The following is an 18,776-nucleotide window of genomic DNA, read 5'->3' on the forward strand; positions in this document are numbered from 1 at the left end:
GTCAGTGCGAGGGCAGCGGAGCCAGTAGGCCCGCCACCAGCGTCAACGCCGTCACCACCGACGCGACGACCGCCACCCGCACCGCGGCCACCGCGCGCCGCGTCCCGCGAGAGGCGCCGAGCCGTTCGAGAAGTAGTGCCAGCGGCGCCCTGGAACGGCGTGCCCTGGCCATCGCCGCCAGTGCCACGCCGCCCAGGCAGCAGGCGACCAGCACCGCGGCCAGCGTCCCCGCAGGCCCCCAAGCGGGCAGCTCCGTCTCCGCCAGCCGCGCGCGGACGACGACGAGCGCGGCCGCGCCCACCATGCCGAGCGCGGCCAACGGGCGCCCGGCGAGGGCGGACTCGCGCACGAGTGCTTCCCCCGCCAGCAGCCGTACCGCCCCTGGCCGGCCCGCCGTCAGCACTCGTCCGGCCAGGCTGGTCAGCGCCGGTCCTGCCAGCACCAGTCCGAGCGCCGTGAGCAGCCACCCGGCGGCCAGCGGCGAGGAGGCGAGTTCCGCTGCGCCCGGCGACCCCGTACGGGCGGTCTCCGGTGAGTGCCGTGCCGCCCTTACCGCGGAGGCGGCCAGCAGCAGCCCGGCGGCGGCCAGTACGAGACCTGCCACGAGGGCGGCCGTTCCGGTGGAGCGTCGCCCGCTCGTCGCGCGGTCACGGGGCGCGGCGCCGGCGGACGCCGTCCCTGATCCGGCCGTCCGGGCGGCGGCGAGGGCGGCCACCACAGGGACGGCGCTCAGCAGCGTCACCGCCGCCGGCAGCGGGAGGGCCTCCTGCGCGAGCGGCAGTTCGGCGGCGGTGCCGGGGAGGCTCACAGCGGGCGCTCCGTCGTCGGCGCCGCCTTGCCCCCACACCGTGGCCAAGAGCGCCAGCCCACCGCCCACCGCGCAGGGGAGCGCTGACATGCGGGCGAGCAGCAGCGGGAGCCGCACGGGGCCCAGCCCCGCCGCGTCCAGCCCTGAGCGCAGGGGAGCGCTGGGCTCGGCCTCCACGAGGGCGGCCGCGAGGTGGGCGGTGACCGCGAGGGGAATCAGGCACCACAGCAGCCCCGGCAGGGCGGCCGTGGGGTGGGAGGGGCGCTGCACGGCGTAGGAGAGGGCGTTGAGCAGGAGGAGGCCGACGCCTGCTGACGCGCACACGAGCAGCAGTCTCAGCAGCAGTGCCAGGGGTGATGCCCACAGCGTCAGACGGAGAGTGAGCATGCCGCCGCGCCCTCCGGTCTCGCAGGGGCCGGCAGGTCCTCGGCGGGAGGGGTGCGGGAGCGCCGTCCGTCCGCCAGGGTGAAGACGCGGTCGGCGAGGGCGGCGCCGGTCTCATCGGCGGTCCGTGCCGTCGGGGTGAGCGTGAGGTCGTGGGTGGCGAGCACGACGGTGATGCCGTGCGAGCGGGCGGCCGCGCTGAGCGTGCGCAGGACCTGGGCGCGGTCCGTGCGGTGGAGCGGTGCGGTGGGCTCGTCGGCGAAGAGCACGGCGGGGGAGTGGACGAGGGCGCGCGCGACGGCGACGCGCTGCCGCTCTGCCTGCCGCAGCGCGGCCGGTCGTTTGCGGGCGCAGTCGCCCACGTCCAGCCGGTCCAGCCACGCGCAGGCCTGCTTGCGGGCGGCGCGGTAGCCGGTGCCGTGCAGCAGGAGGGGGAGAGCCGCGTTCTCCCAGGCGGTCAGCTCGGCGGCGAGGTGGGGGCTGCTGTCGATCCAGCCGAACCGGTGCAGCCGCAGCCGTTCGCGGGCCGCGCGGCCGAGTGTGTGCACGGGGGAGCTGTTGAACCAGACCTCGCCCGCTTCCGGAAGCGTCTGTCCGGACAGACAGCGCAGCAGAGTGGTTTTTCCGCTGCCCCGAGGGCCGCTGACGGCGACGACCTCTCCCTCCCGGATGCCGAAGGAGACACCCTGCAGGGCGGGTGAACCGTCGTAGGCGTAGTGCAGTCCGCGGGCCCAGAGCACGTCGTCCGGCGGGGCGGCCATGCGGGCACCTCCACTCAACATCGCGATCCTTCATTCCCTCTGGAGGGTGAAACGAGAGGCGGGGGCATCGGTCACTAAAACCGATGCCCCCGCCCTCGTACGGACTGACGCGAGGAGCGGCAGGAGGCGGTTTACAGCTTCGTCCACGCCTCCGTCAGCACGGTCCGCAGGATCTGTTCGGCCTCGTCGAAGACCTTCTGGTCGGAGATCAGCGGCGGTGCCAGCTGGATGACCGGGTCACCCCGGTCGTCGGCGCGGCAGTAGAGGCCGTTCTCGAACAGTGCCTTGGACAGGAAGCCGTAGAGCACCCGCTCGGACTCCTCGTCCGTGAACGTCTCCTTGGTGGCCTTGTCCTTGACGAGTTCGATGCCGTAGAAGAAACCGTTGCCGCGCACGTCGCCGATGATGGGCAGGTCGTGCAGCTTCTGCAGCGTCTGGAAGAACGTCGCCTCGTTGTCGAGCACGTGCTGGTTGAGGCCCTCGCGCTCGAAGATGTCGATGTTGGCCAGGGCGACGGCCGAGGAGACCGGGTGGCCGCCGAAGGTGTAGCCGTGCAGGAAGGTGTTGTCGCCCTGGTAGAACGGCTCGGCGAGGCGGTCGGAGATGATCGCGGCGCCTATCGGGGAGTAGCCGGAGGTCATGCCCTTGGCGCAGGTGATGATGTCGGGCACGTACCCGAACTTGTCGCAGGCGAACATCGTGCCCAGCCGGCCGAAGGCGCAGATGACCTCGTCCGAGACGAGCAGCACGTCGTACTGGTCGCAGATCTCGCGGACCCGCTGGAAGTAGCCGGGCGGCGGCGGGAAGCAGCCACCCGCGTTCTGCACCGGCTCCAGGAAGACCGCGGCGACGGTCTCCGGGCCCTCGAAGAGGATCTGCTGCTCGATCTGGTCGGCGGCCCAGCGGCCGAAGGCCTCCGGGTCGTCGCCGTGGAGCGGGGCGCGGTAGATGTTGGTGTTCGGCACCTTGTGCGCGCCGGGGACCAGCGGCTCGAAGGGCGCCTTGAGCGCCGGCAGACCGGTGATGGACAGGGCGCCCTGCGGCGTGCCGTGGTAGGCGACGGCCCGCGAGATGACCTTGTGCTTCATCGGGTTGCCGGTCAGCTTGTGGTACTGCTTGGCCAGCTTCCAGGCCGTCTCGACGGCCTCGCCGCCGCCGGTGGTGAAGAAGACCTTGTTCAGGTCGCCCGGCGCGTAGTGGGCCAGCCGTTCGGCCAGCTCGACGGCCTTGGGGTGCGCGTAGGACCAGATGGGGAAGAAGGCCAGGTCCTGCGCCTGCTTGTTGGCCGCCTCTGCCAGCTCGGCGCGGCCGTGCCCCGCCTGGACGACGAACAGGCCCGCCAGGCCGTCGAGGTAGCGCTTGCCGTCGGTGTCGTAGATGTAGACGCCCTCACCGCGGGCGATGGTCGGCACCGGTGCGTCCCTGTACGACGACATGCGGGTGAAGTGCATCCACAGGTGGTCGTGCGCGGTGCGGGAGAGGTCCTTGTTCCCCTGGTCGGCCTGACTGTCCTTGCTCACTTTTATCGCGTTCCCCATGTGTAGGTCTGCTTGCGCAGCTTGAGGTAGACGAAGCTCTCCGTGGAGCGCACGCCCGGCATGGTCCGGATGCGTTTGTTGATCAGCTCGAGGAGATGGTCATCGTCGTGGCACACGATCTCGACCAGCAGGTCGTACGAGCCCGCCGCGATCACGACGTAGTCGACCTCGTCGATCTGCGCGAGCGCGTCGGCGACCGGTTCGACGTCACCGTCGACCGTGATGCCGAGCATCGCCTGGCGCATGAAGCCGACGGTCAGCGGATCCGTCACGGCGACGATCTGCATGACGCCCTGCTCCTGGAGCTTCTGGACGCGCTGCCGCACGGCCGCCTCGGACAGGCCTACGGCCTTGCCGATGGCGGCGTACGGACGCCGTCCGTCCTCCTGGAGCTGTTCGATGATCGCCAGGGACACGGCATCCAGGGAGGAGGAGCCGCCTGTCTTCTTCGAGTCGCGAGCCACAGGTGCCACTGTGCATGAGACCTCCTCCGTCCCGCAACCCGTGAGCGATGTAATCCGCAGCGTTCGACGCGAGTGAAAACTGAATCCGTCGTTCGATGAGGTCAGGTGTATCGAAAACGTTGGTCAGCCGGTTAGGCTGGCAGTCTCACCCAATGGACAACGGAGCAGGAGGGGTGCGAAGTGACCACCGAGCTGCGTCGACTGCGCAACTACATCGACGGAGAGTTCAGGGACGCCGCTGACGGCCGGACCACCGAGGTGGTCAACCCGGCGACGGGTGAGGCGTACGCGACGGCGCCGCTGTCCGGCGCCGCCGACGTCGACGCCGCGATGGCTGCCGCCGAGGCCGCCTTCCCGGCCTGGCGCGACGCCACGCCCGGCACCCGCCAGCAGGCGCTCCTCAAGATCGCCGATGCGCTGGAGACGCGCGCCGACGAGCTGCTGGCCGCCGAGTGCGAGAACTGCGGCAAGCCGCTGGAGCTGACCCGGCAGGAGGAGCTGCCGATGATGCTCGACCAGATCCGGTTCTTCGCCGGCGCGGCCCGGATGCTGGACGGCAAGGCCGCCGGCGAGTACATGGAGGGCCTCACCTCCTTCGTGCGGCGCGAGCCGATCGGCGTGTGCGCGCAGGTCGCGCCGTGGAACTACCCGGCCATGATGGCCGTGTGGAAGTTCGCCCCGGCGCTGGCCGCGGGCAACACCGTCGTGCTCAAGCCCTCCGACACCACACCGGCCTCCACGGTCTTCCTGGCCGAGGTGATGGGCGAGATCCTGCCCAAGGGGGTCTTCAACATCGTCTGCGGCGACCGCGACACGGGGCGCCTGCTCGTCGAGCACGACACCCCGGCGATGGCTTCGATCACCGGTTCGGTACGCGCCGGCATGGAGGTGGCCGCCAGCGGGGCCAAGGACCTCAAGCGCGTCCACCTGGAACTGGGCGGCAAGGCCCCCTGCATCGTCTTCGACGACGCCGACATCCCGGCCGCCGTGGAGGGCATCAGAGACGGCGGTTTCTTCAACGCGGGACAGGACTGCACGGCGGCCACCCGCGTGCTCGTCCAGGAGGGCGTGTACGAGGAGTTCGTGCAGGCCCTCGCCAAGGCGGCGGCAGAGGTCAAGACGGGCGACCTCGGCGACGAGGACTGCTTCTACGGCGCACTGAACAACCCCACCCACCTGGAGAAGGTCGCGGGCTTCATCGACCGCCTGCCGGCCCACGCCAAGGTGGAGGCGGGCGGCGAGCGTGTCGGCGACAAGGGCTTCTTCTACGCGCCCACCGTGGTCTCCGGGCTCAAGCAGGACGACGAGATCATCCAGAACGAGGTCTTCGGCCCCGTGATCACCGTCCAGAAGTTCACCGACGAGGCGCAGGCCGTCCAGTGGGCGAACGATGTCGACTACGCGCTGGCGTCGTCCGTGTGGACGACCAACCACGGCACCGCCATGCGGCTCTCCAAGGCGCTCGACTTCGGCTGCGTGTGGATCAACACCCACATCCCGCTCGTCGCCGAGATGCCGCACGGAGGCTTCAAGAAGTCCGGCTACGGCAAGGACCTGTCGATGTACGGACTGGAGGACTACACGCGGGTCAAGCACGTGATGACCGCGCTGTGAGCCACGCCGTCCGCTGAGCCCCGCTCACACACCGGCTCTCACGGGTGCATACGAGGGGCCCGCACCCACCGCGGTGGGTGCGGGCCCCTCGTATGCACCACAGCCGCAGGCGGCGCCCCGTGCGCGCCGCCTGCGGCTCGTCACCGGCTCAGGACTGGTACGGGTTCTGCGGCTGCTGAGCGGCGAAGGGGTTGCCGTCCTGCGCGGTACCCGGCTGCTGCGGGACGCCGTTGCCGCCCTGCGATCCGAACTGGCCGCCGGGCGCGCCACCGTGGGCGAGCATCTGCTCCGCCGACTCCTTGGAGATCTCCGTCCCCGCGCCGCAGAAGGTGCACTGGATCGAGTGTTTCGCGGGTGCGATCGGGAAGAGCGGGATGAAGAACAGCGAGAACTTCGTGACCCGTTTGCGCAGCGGGTGCGCAGCCGGATTGCCGCAGAAGCCGCAGAGCAGGTTCAGCATGGCCAGCTGCACCAGCTTGCTGGTGGTGCCGAAGATGATCACGGTGGGCTCCGATCCCGAGTGCGTAGGCGTCGGAGGGAAGCCAACCATTCCGTCGTGCCCACCGTAAGCCGCTCATGTAACAGCCCTGCTCCAACCGTGCGTCACGGGCGCGTTCACCCGGTCGTGGACGAGCCGCTCGATGTGGTTGGTGGCGATCGCGTCCACACCCATCGTCGCGAGGCGGCGCATGGTGCGCACCCGGTCGGCCGTCCACGCGGACACGAGACGGCCGTCGGCGTGCGCCCGGGCCACCAACGGGGCGGTGAGCAGTCCGAAACCGTAGTTGAGCCAGCGGGGACGCAGCTCTTCCAGCAGCGTCGGGCGCACCGGCGCCGCGCGGTCCCAGCTGAGCGCCACCTCAGCGCCGGGGTCCGCGGCGCGTACCCGCCGCATCGCCACCGGGCCGCCGCAGTAGTACACGCGCTCCGCGGCGTCCGCCTCGCGCACAGCCGCGACAGTGGCCGGCACGGCGGCCGGGTCCGGAAGATCGATCAGCGTGCGGACCGCCCGCGTGGCGGCCAGCGCCTCGGAAAGGGTGGGCACGCCCGCCGCAAGGGAGGCCAGGCGCTGCCGCGTCAGCGCGGCCACCGCGACGTCATGGCCCCACAGCCGCGTCAGTGTGCTGTCGTGCAGCACCACAGGGACGCGGTCGCGGGTGAGCCGTACGTCCAACTCGACGGCGTCGGCGCCCGCCGCCACGGCGGCGCGGAAGGAGGGCAGGGTGTTCTCCCGGGCCGCGAAGGGGGCGCCCCGGTGTGCGACAGCGCTCACTTCGCGCAGCGGATCGGGGACGGTCACTTCGGACGCTGCCAGCCGGCCAGGTAGGTGTCGATCTCCTCGCACAGCCGCGCCTTGCCCGCGGTGTCGAGGAAGGACACCTCGACCGCGTTCCGGGCGAGCGCCGCCAGACCGGGCGCGTCCAGCCCCAGAAGCCGTGCCGCGATGCCGTACTCGGTGTTGAGATCCGTACCGAACATCGGTGGATCGTCGCTGTTGATCGTCACCAGGACGCCCGCCTTGACCATCTCGGCGAGCGGATGGTTCTCCAGTGACTCCACGGCGCGGGTCGCGATGTTGGAGGTGGGGCACACCTCCAGCGGGATCCGGTTCTCCGCCAGGTGCTCCAGCAGCCGGGGATCCCGTACCGCGCTCGTGCCGTGCCCGATGCGCTCGGCGCGCAGTGAGGTCAGCGCGTCCCAGATCGTCTCGGGGCCCGTCGTCTCGCCCGCGTGCGGCACGCTGTGCAGCCCGACGGCCAGCGCGCGGTCGAAGTACGGCTTGAACTGCGGCCTGGGAACACCGATCTCCGGGCCACCGAGACCGAAGGAGATCAGCCCCTCGGGGGTCATCTCGGTGGCGATCCGGGCGGTCTCCTCCGCCGACTCCAGCCCGGCCTCACCGGGGATGTCGAAGGTCCAGCGCAGCACCACGCCGAGTTCGCGCTCCGCCGACCGGCGGGCGTCCTCGATCGCCTCCAGGAAAGCACCGTCCGGAATGCCGCGGCTGACGGAGCTGTAGGGCGTGACGGTCAGCTCCGCGTAGCGGATCGACTGGCGCGCCATGTCGCGCGCGATCTCGTAGGTGAGCAGCCGCACGTCCTCCGCGTCCCTGATGAGGCTCACCACGGCGAGGTACACCTTGATGAAGTGGGCGAAGTCGGTGAAGGTGAAGTACTCCGCGAGCGCTTCAGGATCGGCCGGTACGCCCGCTTCGGGGTGCCGCGCCGCGAGTTCGGCGACGATACGGGGTGAGGCGGAACCGACGTGGTGGACGTGCAGCTCGGCCTTGGGCAGGCCCGCGATGAAGGCGGTCAGGTCGGAAGAATCGGACAACAGGTGCCTCCAGCTCTTGAGGGACCGGATCATCGTAGGCGCCGCCACGCGGCCGTGGGGCCCCAGAGCCGATCAGGCGGCAGAACGTACGTGCGGATACGCGGGGAGCGCCAGTGATCCCTGACCCAGCCGCGGCATAGCATGGAAGCCGCACAAGGGGAGGGCACGAGAGGGGGCACGATGGGCCACGGGGTGGGACAACCGCCGCCTTCCGGAGCGCCGCGTCAGCCGGGCGGAAGCGGCGGCAAGAACCAGGAGAGCGACCAACCGCCCCCGATACCGCTGGCCCCGGACGGCCCCGGCCGCACGTACGGCACGGCCGCTGGCGCCCCGTACGGAGGGGGTCCCCCGTACGGAGGGCAGAGCGGGAACGCCGGAGGGGAAGCGCCGCACGCGTACGGCGGCACACCTTCCGGATACCCGGCGCCCCCGGGACACCCCACGGCCGGCGCGTACGGCGGAGGAACGGGGTACGGCGCGCAGGGTGGCTACGGCGGTCACGGTGCGGCCGCGTACGCCCCCTACGGGTACGGATGGCAGGGACCGCCCCTGCCGGCCGGCAAGTCGATCGCGGCCATGGTGGTCGGCATCGTCAGCGCCGTGCTGATCATCACCTGCTGGGGCAGCTTCCTCAGCGTGATCTCCTCCACCGTGGCGCTCCTCCTGGGGTTCAGCGCCCGTCGGGCAGTGCGCAGGGGAGAGCTGGGCGGCCGGGCGCAGGCGACGGCCGGGTTCGTGCTGGGCATCGTCAGCCTCGCTCTTTCGGTGATCGTCAGCGTGCTTCTGGTGCTCTCTTTGACGGTCTGGGCCGACGAGACCGGCGGCGGCGACTCGGGCCCGGGCGGCAGCGGCGACTCCTACGACGCCAGGGGCGCGGGCGCCGCGCCTGTGGCGCTCTCGCTCGGCGGGTGATCCGGCCGGTGCGGCAAGACTGCTGACCCCCTCCGCTGGGGGGGCGACCGAGCAGACTCTTTGAGGGTGGGCCCGATGGCGTCCTCTTCCCGTCCGCAGGGAGCCGCGTTTGCGCTCCGGAGGGAGCACCGTTTCTGTCCGGACAGGTGCTTGTTCGTGCCAGGAGCGGGTGGATCCGGTTTTCCCGGTCGGGCGCGGGGTGCGGGGCGCGGGGCGCGGGGCGCGGGCGCGGGGCGCCGCGCGTCGGGGCGGGTGCCTGTGGTGGGCGGGTCCTGAGCTGTCGTCGTGTCACGTCGCTCCCCGGTGCGTCCACCGGACGTTCACGCGGTCTGTCGCGTTCACACGGCCTGGCGGGCTCGGCCCCGCCGTCTCGGCGTCTCGGCGTCTCACCGTCTCGCGAGGCCTTGCGGGCAGGGGGTGCCCAGGGGTGCCGATCGCCGGACGGAACAGACAACAGAGTTCAGATTCCGTGGCGTAATCAAAAGATGAGTACGGAATCCCTTGTTGGATGGCCGAACCCCTGCCAGGATCGGCTGCCAACAGTGGTCTGGGCCACGGTCCGGCGTCAGTGGGACGCGGGTCGACGGACGACGCGAGCCGTGCCGTGGGACCACCGCAATACGTCGCACGCCGTAGTGGTCAGGAGTCCCGATGGTGCAGCGCTTCGATGTGTCCGAACGGTTCGCCGCGGGCGCCCAGTACGTGGCCGGACGGCTCTGCTCCGGCACCTCGGGTCGCTCGCAGACGATCGTCGACCCGGCTACGGGAGAGGACGTCCACACGTTCGCACTCGCCGGACCGGCCGACGTCGACGCCGCGGTCCGCGCCGCTCGCGAGGCCTTCCCCGGCTGGGCCGGCGCCACCCCGGCCGAGCGTTCCGACGCCATGCACCGCTGGGCCGCCCGGCTGGCGGAGCTGACCGACGAGTTCGTGTACGCCGAGTCCCGCCAGTGCGGGAAGCCCCTCAAGCTGTCCGCCGAGTTCGACGTTCCCGGCTCCTTCGACAACGTCGCGTTCTTCGCGGGCGCCGCACGTCATCTCGCGGGCGCCGCAGCGGCCGAGTACAGCGGCGAGCACACCTCGGCCATTCGCCGCGAGCCGCTCGGTGTCATCGGCTCCATCGCTCCGTGGAACTATCCGCTCCAGATGGCCGCCTGGAAGGTCCTGCCGGCTGTGGCCGCGGGCAACACCATCGTGCTCAAGCCCTCCGAACTGACCCCTCTCACCTCCCTGATGTTCGCGCAGGCCGCGACGGAGGCAGGCATCCCCGACGGGGTCATCAACATCGTGACCGGCGCGGGCCACGACGCGGGCGAGGCGCTGGTCGCCCACCCCGACGTCGCGATGACCTCCTTCACCGGATCCACCGCCGTCGGCCGCAGGGTCGCCGAGATCGCCACCACGGCTTCGCGGCCCGCCAAGCGTCTGCATCTCGAACTGGGCGGCAAGGCGCCCTTCCTGGTGTTCGACGACGCGGACGTGGAAGCCGCAGCCCACGGGGCCGTCGCGGGTGCGTTGATCAACACAGGCCAGGACTGCACTGCCGCGACCCGCGCCTATGTGCAGCGTCCGCTCTACGACGCGTTCGTCAGCGCCGTCGCCGACCTGATGAGCGGCGTGCGTGTCGGTGATCCGTTCGCCCAGGACACGGACCTCGGTCCGCTGATCTCGCACGCGCAGCGCGACCGGGTCGCCGGCTTCGTGGACCGGGCGCGGGCCTACGCCACCGTCGTCACCGGCGGCCAGGCCCCCGGCGGAGAACTCGCCAAGGGCGCTTACTACCGGCCGACACTCCTGACCTCGGCCCCGCAGGACAGCGAGGTCGTACAGCAGGAGATCTTCGGCCCGGTTCTCGTCGTCCTCCCGTTCGACACCGACGACGAGGGCATCGCGCTGGCCAACGACACCCCCTACGGACTGGCCGCCTCCGCCTGGAGCCGCTCGGTCTTCCGTACCGGACGCGCCGCCCGCGAGATCCAGGCCGGGTGCGTGTGGCTCAACGACCACATCCCGATCATCAGCGAGATGCCGCACGGCGGATACAAGGCCTCCGGGCACGGCAAGGACATGTCCGCCTACTCCTTCGAGGAGTACACCCAGATCAAGCACGTCATGTCGGAGACGACGGGCCTCGTGCGCAAGGACTGGCACCGCACGGTCTTCGGCGACCGCTGAGCCGCGGTGCGCCACCGCCTGGCCGCGGTGCGCCACCGCTGAGCGGGGAGGCCGCCCCTGGCGACCCAGCACCCAGTCCGGTCACCCCCCGTCCCCCCTTCCCCCTACCCTCCCTCACCCACCCACCTACTCACCCACCCACCTACTCACCCACCTCATCCTTCACCCCCTTCCCCTCCCTCCTTCAGGAAGGCGGTCCCCCCATGGACCTGTACGAAGGCCTGCCGGAGCCCGTTGCCAAGGCGTGGGAGCGCGGTCTGACCAGCGGCCGCGCCGCCATGTCGCGGCGCAGACTGCTGCGGGCCGCCTCCCTCGCCGCCGCCGGATCGACCCTGGTCGCCTGCGGCATTCCGCCCGCCGCAGGGAGCAAGGGCGGTGAAGGAGCCGAGGAGCCCCCCGACTACTCCAAGAAAGAGAAGGTCCTCAACTTCGCGAACTGGCCGCTCTACGTCGACGTCGACGAGAGGAACAAGAAGAAGCACCCCACGCTCGACCGCTTCGCGCGCGAGTCCGGCATCAAGGTCAAGTACGTCGAGGACATCAACGACAACAATGAGTTCTACGGAAAGATCAAGCCGCAGCTCGCGGCAGGCCAGAGCACCGGACGCGACCTGATCTGCCTCTCCGACTGGATGGCGGGCCGCCTCATCAGGCAGGGCTACGTGCAGCGGCTCGACCCGGCGAACATGACGCACGCGGTCACCAACCTGGAGGACCGGTTCCGCGCGGCCGCACACGACCCCGGGCGGCAGTACAGCTACCCCTGGGCGGGGACCGCCTGCATCGTGGCCTACAACAAGAAGGCCACCAAGGGCAAAAAGATCACCAGCGTCACGCAGCTGCTGGAGGACGACGCTCTCAAAGGCCGGATATCGATGCTGACGGAGATGACCGACACCGTCGGTCTCACCATGCTCGACATGGGGGCCGACTCCGAGCACTTCACCGAGGACCAGTTCGACGCGGCGATCGCCCGCATCCAGAAGGCCGTGGACCGCAAACAGCTGCGCCGCTTCAGCGGCAACGACTACCTGGACGAGCTGAACTCCGGCGACATCGCCGCCTGCCTGGCCTGGGCCGGCGACATCGTGCAACTGCGGATGGACAACGACGACATCGCCTTCGCGGTGCCCGACCGCGGCTATCTGTTCGGCACCGACGACCTGCTCGTCCCCGCCAAGGCACGCCACCAGAGCAACGCCGAAGCGCTGATCGACTACTACTACCGGCCCGACGTGGCCGCTCAGCTGGCCGCGTGGGTCAACTACATCTGCCCGGTCACCGGGGCCAAGGCCGAGATGGAGAAGATCGACGAGGAGCTGGCGGACGACCCGCTCGTCTTCCCCGACCAGGACATGATCGCCAAGGGCAAGAACTTCCGCCCGATGAGCGCCAAGGAAGAGGCACGGTACGAGGAGAAGTTCTCCAAGCTCATCGGGGCCTGAGCCTGCCGGGACCGGACCCGACGCCCGAGGTCCCCTCCGCTGGCAGAAAGCTCCCGGAAGTCACTTTCGGTTCACAGAGCACCTCCGTCGCCGGGCGTGCCTCCGCCCCACGAAGCGCCTCCGCTCGAAGAAGAGACTCCGCTTGAAGAAGAGACTCCGCAGCGCACGCGCCCAAGTCTCCACCTCCGTCCGTCGGGCAGTCGCCCGGGCCGGGTTCTGACCTTTCCGTTCGCCGCGGAAGGTCCATCGGCCCGCCGGGATCAGCCCCTCCTCCGAGGACCGGCCATGACCATCACTCTTTCCGGTATCAGTAAGACGTTCGGCGACTTCACCGCCGTCCACCCGCTCGACCTCACCATCCCCGAAGGCTCCTTCTTCGCCCTCCTCGGCGCCTCCGGCTGCGGCAAGACCACCACCCTCCGCATGCTCGCCGGTCTGGAGGAGCCGACCGGCGGCACAGTCCTGCTGGGCGACGACGACATCACGCATCTGCCCCCGCACAAGCGTCCCGTCAACACCGTCTTCCAGAACTACGCGCTCTTCCCGCACCTCGACATAGCCGAGAACGTGGCCTTCGGGCTGCGCCGCCGCGGGGTGAAGTCCGTGCGCGAAAAGGTGGCGGAAATACTCGACCTGGTGCAGCTGGGCGACATGGCCCGGCGCACGCCACGGCAGCTCTCCGGCGGCCAGCAACAGCGCGTGGCCCTCGCCCGTGCGCTGATCAACCGGCCGCGCGTCCTGCTCCTCGACGAACCACTGGGGGCGCTCGACCTCAAGCTGCGCCGCCAGATGCAGCTCGAACTCAAGCGCATCCAGACGGAGGTCGGCATCACCTTCGTGCACGTCACCCACGACCAGGAAGAGGCCATGACCATGGCCGACAGCGTCGCCGTGATGTACCGGGGCCGCGTCGAGCAGCTCGGCCCACCCGCCGAGCTGTACGAGAACCCGCGCTCCACCTTCGTCGCCAACTTCCTGGGCACCTCGAACCTGTTCGAAGCCGAGATCCTCTCCCACCAGAGCACCCTCGGTCCGCGCGCCGAGGCGGCCGAGAAGGGGGAGACGCCGGTGGAGGCGGGGACGTCGGCGGAGGGTGAAGCACCGAAGAGAGCCGAGACATCAGCGGGCGCTGGGACAGCTGAGGTGCTGGAGGGAACGTCAGCTGGGGAGGTCCCCGGCGAGACTCAGGTCAAGGTGGCCGGCGCCGACGTCACGCTTCGGCTCCCCACGAGCCGCTGCGCCGTCGAGAGTGCCGAGAGCGCTGAGGGCGTCGAGAAGGGCACGAAGATACTCGTCGGCGTACGGCCGGAGAAGATCGCCCTCCTTCATCCGAGCGAGGCGGAATCCGTCCCAGTGAGCGACAACCAGCTCACCGGCCGCATCAAGGACGCCGGCTACCTCGGAGTGTCCTGGCAGTACCTGGTGGAGACCCCCGCGTGCTCCGACCTCACGGTCTACGAGCAGAACGTGGAGCGCGACGCCAGGCTCACCGCCGGAGCCGACGTCGTGCTGCACTGGCGCCCGGCCCACACCTTCGCCCTGGACGCGGCCCAGGACGCGGCAGCGGGCGAGGAGGTCCTGTGACGGCCCTGGCGCCCCTTGCGGGCACCCCCGAGACGCCGTCGGCGGCGGAGGGCGGCGCGGGCCCGGGCGACGGTGCGGGGCCGGGACCCGGCTCGGGCCGGCGGCCAGGGCGCAGGCTGGCCCCGTACTGGCTGCTGCTGCCCGCCGGGCTGTGGCTCGCCGTCTTCTTCGTCGCGCCGCTCTTCTACCAGGCCTCCACGTCGGTCCAGAGCGGCTCTTTGGAGGAGGGCTTCCGGGTCACCTGGCAGTTCTCCAACTACAGCGACGCGCTGGCCGCCTACGGCGAACACTTCCTCCGTTCGTTCGGCTACGCGGCCACCGCCACGGTCCTCTGCCTGGCGATCGGCTATCCGCTCGCCTACATGATCGCCTTCAGGGCCGGACGGTGGCGCAACCTGGTGCTGGTGATGGTGATCGCGCCGTTCTTCACCAGCTTCCTCATCCGCACCCTGGCGTGGAAGACGATCCTGTCCGACGGCGGCCCCGTCGTCGGCGCCCTCAGCTCCCTCCATGTGCTCGACGTGACGAGCTGGCTGGGGCTGACCGGTGACGAACGGCTGCTCGCCACCCCCCTCGCGGTCGTCTGCGGGCTCACCTACAACTTCCTCCCGTTCATGATCCTGCCGCTCTACAGCTCGCTGGAGCGGATCGACACCTCGCTGCACGAGGCCGCCCGCGACCTGTACGCCACGCCGGCCACCACCTTCAGGAAGGTGACGTTCCCGCTCTCGCTGCCCGGTGTGGTGGCGGGCACCCTGCTCACCTTCATCCCTGCCTCGGGCGACTACATCAACGCCCAGCTCCTGGGCTCTCCGAACGAACAGATGGTCGGCAACGCCATTCAGAAGCAGTTCCTCAACGTCCTGGACTATCCGACGGCGGCAGCGATGTCCTTCCTCCTGATGGCCCTCATCCTGATCATGGTCAGCGTCTACATGCGCAAGGCGGGAACGGAGGAACTGGTCTGATGCCGACGTCCACCGCCCCGCCCGCCCCCGGGGCCGCTGCCCCGTCCCCCTCCGGGTCCGCTGCCTCGCGGCCGCTGGGCGCGCCGCTGCGCTGGCTGCGCCGGAACGCCGTCGTCCTGGCCGGGTGCGCCGCGCTGGCGTACCTGCTGCTGCCGAACCTGGTCGTCCTGCTGTTCTCCTTCAACAAGCCCGCAGGACGGTTCAACTACGCCTGGCAGGCCTTCTCCACGGACGCCTGGACGGACCCGTGCGGGGTCGCCAACCTGTGCGGCTCACTCGGGCTCAGCCTCCGCATCGCGGTGCTCGCCACGCTGATCGCCACCGCGTTCGGTACCTTCGCCGCCTTCGCGCTGGCCCGCTACCGCTTCCGCGGCAAGAGCACCGCCAACGCGCTGATCTTCCTGCCGATGGCCATGCCCGAAGTCGTGATGGCCGCGTCCCTCGGGACCCTGTTCCTCAACATGCGCATCGAGTTCGGCTTCCTGACCATTCTCATCGCGCACGTCATGTTCTGCCTCAGCTTCGTCGTCGTCGCGGTCAAGGCACGGGTGATGAGCATGGACCCGCGGCTTGAGGAAGCCGCACGCGACCTGTACGCCGGTCCCCTCCAGACGTTCTGGCGCGTCACGCTGCCGCTGGCGGCACCCGGAATCGCCGCGGGGGCCATGCTCAGCTTCGCGCTCTCCTTCGACGACTTCATCATCACCCAGTTCAACGCGGGCCCCTCGACGGTCACCTTCCCCATGTTCGTGTGGGGCGCCGCGCAGCGCGGTGTGCCGGTGCAGGTGAACGTCATCGGCTCCGCGATGTTCGTCCTGGCGGTCGCGCTCGTGCTCGGCGGCCAGATCGTGGCGAACCGGCGCAAGAAGTCCTGAGACCGCGCCTCCACGGCGAGCCGAAGCCCGCTCGCCGTGGCGAGCTCCGCAGTCGCTGGGCTCGCACTCGTGTATGAGAACAAGGAGCCGATAACCGTGAGCGATGCCGTGGCCTCTCCAGCTGCCCTCCGCTCTCTCGCCGACGCCCAGCCCGTGCCGTTCTGGCTGGACGACCCCGCACACCGCCCGACCGTGCGCCCCGCCCTCGTGGGTGAGGAACGCTGCGACCTGCTCGTCGTCGGCGGCGGCTACAGCGGTCTGTGGACGGCACTGCTCGCCAAGGAGCGCGACCCGCGGCGCGACGTGGTGCTCGTGGAGAGCGAGGAGGTCGGCTGGGCCGCCTCGGGGCGCAACGGTGGCTTCTGCGCGGCCTCCCTCACCCACGGATTCGGCAACGGGCTCTCCCGGTGGCCCGACGAGATCGCCCAGCTGGAGCGGCTGGGACAGCGCAACCTCGACGCCATCGAGGAAGCCGTCGCGCGCTACGGCCTCGACTGCGACTTCGAACGCACGGGCGAGATCAGCGTGGCCACCGAGCCCCACCAGGTGGCCGAACTGGAGGAGTGGGCACACGAGGCCCGGGAACGCGGCGTGGGGGAGGGGCTGACCTTCCTGGACGAGAGCGCCCTACGCGCCGAAGTCGACTCGCCCACCTTCCTGGCGGGCCTGTGGGACCGCACCGGTGTCGCCATGCTCAACCCCGCGCGCATGGCCTGGGGCCTCAAGCGCGCCTGCGAACAGGCGGGCGTCCGCGTCTACGAACACACGCCCGCCACCCGGCTGGGCACCCGCGGGGCCGAGGTGGCCGTCGCCACCCCCTACGGGCGTGTCCGCGCACGGCACGTCGCTCTCGCCACCAACGCGTTTCCCTCCCTGCTGCGCCGGGTACGGCCTTTCGTCGTCCCCGTCTACGACTACGCCCTGATGACGGAACCGCTCAGCGACGAGCAGCACGCCGCCCTCGGCTGGCACAACCGCCAGGGCCTCGGAGACAGCGCCAACCACTTCCACTACTTCCGCATCACCCCGGACAAGCGCATCCTGTGGGGCGGCTACGACGTGCTGTACCACTACGGGAGCCGCATCTCCCGGGAGTACCACCAGCGCCCCGAGACGTTCGCCAAGCTCGCCCAGCACTTCTTCCGCTGCTTCCCCCAGCTGGAGGGCCTGCGTTTCAGCCACCGTTGGGGCGGCGCCATCGACACCTGTTCACGCTTCTCGCCCTTCTTCGGCACCGCCATGGAGGGGCGCGTCAGCTACGCGCTCGGCTACACGGGGCTCGGTGTCGGCGCTACCCGCTTCGGCGCCGAGGTCATGCTCGACCTGCTCGCCGGCCGGCGCACCGAGCGCACCGCGCTGGACATGGTCCGCAAGAAGCCACTGCCCTTCCCGCCCGAACCGGTGCGCTGGGCCGGCATCGGCATCACCCAGTGGTCGCTGGCCCGCTCGGACGCCCAGGCGGGACGACGCAACCTGTGGCTGAAAGCCATGGACAAGGTCGGCATGGGCTTCGACAGCTGACGCCCGCCGACCACGCAAACGCGGGCCACGCAGGCACCGACCACGCGGGCATCGACCACTCAGGCACCGACCACGCAAGCACCGACCACGCGGGCACCGACCACGCAAGCGCCGGCCAAGGACGGCTCAGGCCGAGGAGTCCGACGGGGGAGGGGAAGAAGCGGCAGGAGGGGATGCACGGCGAGGCGTTCGACGCGACGTACGAGGGGGCCCACGGCGGGCCAGTGCGGCGGCCGAGCAGAGCAGCAGCACGCTGAGGCACCAACTGGCCGCCACGTCCAGCGGCCAGTGGTAGCCCCGCCACACCAGCCCCAGCCCGTTGCCCAGGGAGAGCACCACGACACCCGCCCACGCCACGACCAGGAGCGCGCGGGAGAGCCAAGCGGCCACGAGAAGCAGTGCTCCACCGAGAGCCACCGTGGTGGTGGCGGCATGCCCCGAAGGGTAGAAACCGCCGCCGCCCATGGGCCCTGTGCGGTCCGTCCAGCTCTTCACCCCCGCGACGATCAGCGCCATGACGACCATGGCCGAGGCATAGCAGAGCACCGGCCGCCAGCCCCGGCCGCGGGTGAGCCAGAGCGCGAGAACCATGGCGGCAGCGAGCACCGGCAAAGCCACCGTCATGTTGCCGATGTCCGACAGCAGCTCGGCCGCCGCCCGGGGCGGAGCTGCCGCCCGCATACCGTCACTCAACTCCTCGTCCCAGCGGAACAGCTGCCCGCGGGCGAGTACCTGCCAGGTGCACAGCGCGAAGAGAGCACCGCACAGCAGGCAAGCAATCGACCGCAGCACGGGATGGGCGGAAGGGGAGCGGGTGGCGGCGGTCATCGACGTGTTGGGCCGCCCAGGAACCGGGGGGATTCCGGGGCGGCCGTCTCGACCGGGCTCGCGCAGGTCCCGGGGGGTGTGGGACAAGCCGTCATCCGATCGAGGAGATTCGTGCGCGAGGGCACGACCGGGCCGGTCTCGGGGAAAGACGGGCTCGGGCCAGGGCACCGGGGTGGTTCCTCCCCGTATCCCGGCAACACGGAAGACCGTACGGCAGACGAGCGTGACCCGACAGACGGGACACGCACCGGACATCGGCCCCGCACACATTCTTCACCCGCACCGCTCCCCTGCTGGTCAACGCCCACAACGGGCACGGCGGAACGCTTCGGCGCCTGCCGCTGAGACATCACGTTACTGGGGGCCCGGGTGGCCGGGAACGTGGACACGGGGGGACTCGAGCGCGGCCACGCGGAGGCGCGGGAGAGCGGACGTACGTCCGTACGGACGTACGGACGTACGGCAACGTGGAAGCGGGGGAAAGGGGAAGTACGGGAGAGCGGACGTGCGGGAACGCGGAAGTGCGGGCGCCTGAGCGAGCGCCCGCACTTCCGGTGGGTGGGTC

General features: G+C 70.5%; 16 protein-coding genes. 8 read left to right on the forward strand and 8 right to left on the reverse strand.

Annotation, left to right across the window (positions count from 1 at the left end):
* Window position 1: 1 nt before the first annotated feature.
* The 4 genes from MMF93_RS24610 to MMF93_RS24625 all read right to left on the reverse strand — a co-directional run bounded on the left by MMF93_RS24610 (window position 2) and on the right by MMF93_RS24625 (window position 3,964).
* Window positions 2–1,195, reverse strand: coding sequence for a hypothetical protein (locus tag MMF93_RS24610; protein ID WP_242754852.1), 1,194 nt, complete (start codon window positions 1,193–1,195; stop codon window positions 2–4).
* Window positions 1,177–1,953, reverse strand: coding sequence for an ABC transporter ATP-binding protein (locus MMF93_RS24615; protein WP_242754853.1), 777 nt, complete (start codon window positions 1,951–1,953; stop codon window positions 1,177–1,179). Before MMF93_RS24615 ends, MMF93_RS24610 begins: the two co-directional genes overlap by 19 nt.
* A gap of 131 nt (window positions 1,954–2,084) precedes the next feature.
* The gene (locus MMF93_RS24620; RefSeq protein WP_242754854.1) at window positions 2,085–3,491 is read right to left on the reverse strand and encodes an aspartate aminotransferase family protein; all 1,407 of its coding nucleotides are present in this window, start codon (window positions 3,489–3,491) and stop codon (window positions 2,085–2,087) included.
* Window positions 3,476–3,964 (reverse strand): Lrp/AsnC family transcriptional regulator, encoded by a 489-nt coding sequence (locus MMF93_RS24625; protein ID WP_181856413.1) that lies wholly within the window; start codon window positions 3,962–3,964, stop codon window positions 3,476–3,478. Before MMF93_RS24625 ends, MMF93_RS24620 begins: the two co-directional genes overlap by 16 nt.
* 171 nt (window positions 3,965–4,135) lie before the next feature.
* Between MMF93_RS24625 and MMF93_RS24630 the strand changes: the two genes are divergently transcribed.
* Complete coding sequence (locus MMF93_RS24630; protein ID WP_242754855.1) at window positions 4,136–5,569, forward strand: gamma-aminobutyraldehyde dehydrogenase; 1,434 nt, start codon at window positions 4,136–4,138, stop codon at window positions 5,567–5,569.
* A 148-nt stretch (window positions 5,570–5,717) separates the two neighbouring features.
* On the opposite strand, the gene MMF93_RS24635 is transcribed toward MMF93_RS24630, so the two are convergent.
* From MMF93_RS24635 to MMF93_RS24645, 3 genes are all read right to left on the reverse strand, one after another.
* A complete protein-coding gene (locus MMF93_RS24635) occupies window positions 5,718–6,071 on the reverse strand; it encodes a zinc-ribbon domain-containing protein (protein ID WP_242754856.1) in 354 nt (117 codons plus the stop codon).
* Between the two features lie 72 nt (window positions 6,072–6,143).
* On the reverse strand, window positions 6,144–6,842 hold the full coding sequence (locus tag MMF93_RS24640; RefSeq protein ID WP_242754858.1) for a glycerophosphodiester phosphodiesterase: 699 nt from the start codon (window positions 6,840–6,842) through the stop codon (window positions 6,144–6,146).
* Window positions 6,843–6,865: 23 nt separating this feature from the next.
* Window positions 6,866–7,903: an adenosine deaminase gene (locus tag MMF93_RS24645; protein ID WP_242754860.1), complete on the reverse strand. Its 1,038-nt coding sequence runs from the start codon at window positions 7,901–7,903 to the stop codon at window positions 6,866–6,868.
* 180 nt (window positions 7,904–8,083) lie between these two features.
* Here MMF93_RS24645 and MMF93_RS24650 point away from each other — a divergent pair, with 180 nt between their 5' ends.
* From MMF93_RS24650 to MMF93_RS24680, 7 genes are all read left to right on the forward strand, one after another.
* On the forward strand, window positions 8,084–8,815 hold the full coding sequence (locus MMF93_RS24650; RefSeq protein ID WP_242754862.1) for a DUF4190 domain-containing protein: 732 nt from the start codon (window positions 8,084–8,086) through the stop codon (window positions 8,813–8,815).
* 651 nt (window positions 8,816–9,466) lie between these two features.
* A complete protein-coding gene (locus MMF93_RS24655; protein WP_242754865.1) occupies window positions 9,467–10,990 on the forward strand; it encodes a gamma-aminobutyraldehyde dehydrogenase in 1,524 nt (507 codons plus the stop codon).
* Window positions 10,991–11,193: 203 nt separating this feature from the next.
* On the forward strand, window positions 11,194–12,435 hold the full coding sequence (locus tag MMF93_RS24660) for a polyamine ABC transporter substrate-binding protein (RefSeq protein ID WP_242754867.1): 1,242 nt from the start codon (window positions 11,194–11,196) through the stop codon (window positions 12,433–12,435).
* A 285-nt stretch (window positions 12,436–12,720) separates the two neighbouring features.
* The gene (locus MMF93_RS24665) at window positions 12,721–14,019 is read left to right on the forward strand and encodes an ABC transporter ATP-binding protein (RefSeq protein WP_242754869.1); all 1,299 of its coding nucleotides are present in this window, start codon (window positions 12,721–12,723) and stop codon (window positions 14,017–14,019) included.
* On the forward strand, window positions 14,016–14,987 hold the full coding sequence (locus MMF93_RS24670) for an ABC transporter permease (RefSeq protein ID WP_423835510.1): 972 nt from the start codon (window positions 14,016–14,018) through the stop codon (window positions 14,985–14,987). Before MMF93_RS24665 ends, MMF93_RS24670 begins: the two co-directional genes overlap by 4 nt.
* On the forward strand, window positions 14,987–15,862 hold the full coding sequence (locus tag MMF93_RS24675; protein WP_423835511.1) for an ABC transporter permease: 876 nt from the start codon (window positions 14,987–14,989) through the stop codon (window positions 15,860–15,862). Before MMF93_RS24670 ends, MMF93_RS24675 begins: the two co-directional genes overlap by 1 nt.
* 96 nt (window positions 15,863–15,958) lie before the next feature.
* Window positions 15,959–17,383, forward strand: coding sequence for an NAD(P)/FAD-dependent oxidoreductase (locus MMF93_RS24680; RefSeq protein ID WP_242754871.1), 1,425 nt, complete (start codon window positions 15,959–15,961; stop codon window positions 17,381–17,383).
* Window positions 17,384–17,509: 126 nt separating this feature from the next.
* Here MMF93_RS24680 and MMF93_RS24685 read toward each other — a convergent pair whose 3' ends face one another.
* Entirely contained in the window at window positions 17,510–18,211 is a 702-nt protein-coding gene (locus MMF93_RS24685; protein WP_242754873.1) for a phosphatase PAP2 family protein, read from the reverse strand.
* Between the last annotated feature and the right edge of the window lie 565 nt (window positions 18,212–18,776).

The sequence above is a fragment of the Streptomyces tubbatahanensis genome, assembly GCF_022699385.1.
In the GTDB taxonomy this organism is placed as follows: domain Bacteria; phylum Actinomycetota; class Actinomycetes; order Streptomycetales; family Streptomycetaceae; genus Streptomyces; species Streptomyces diacarni.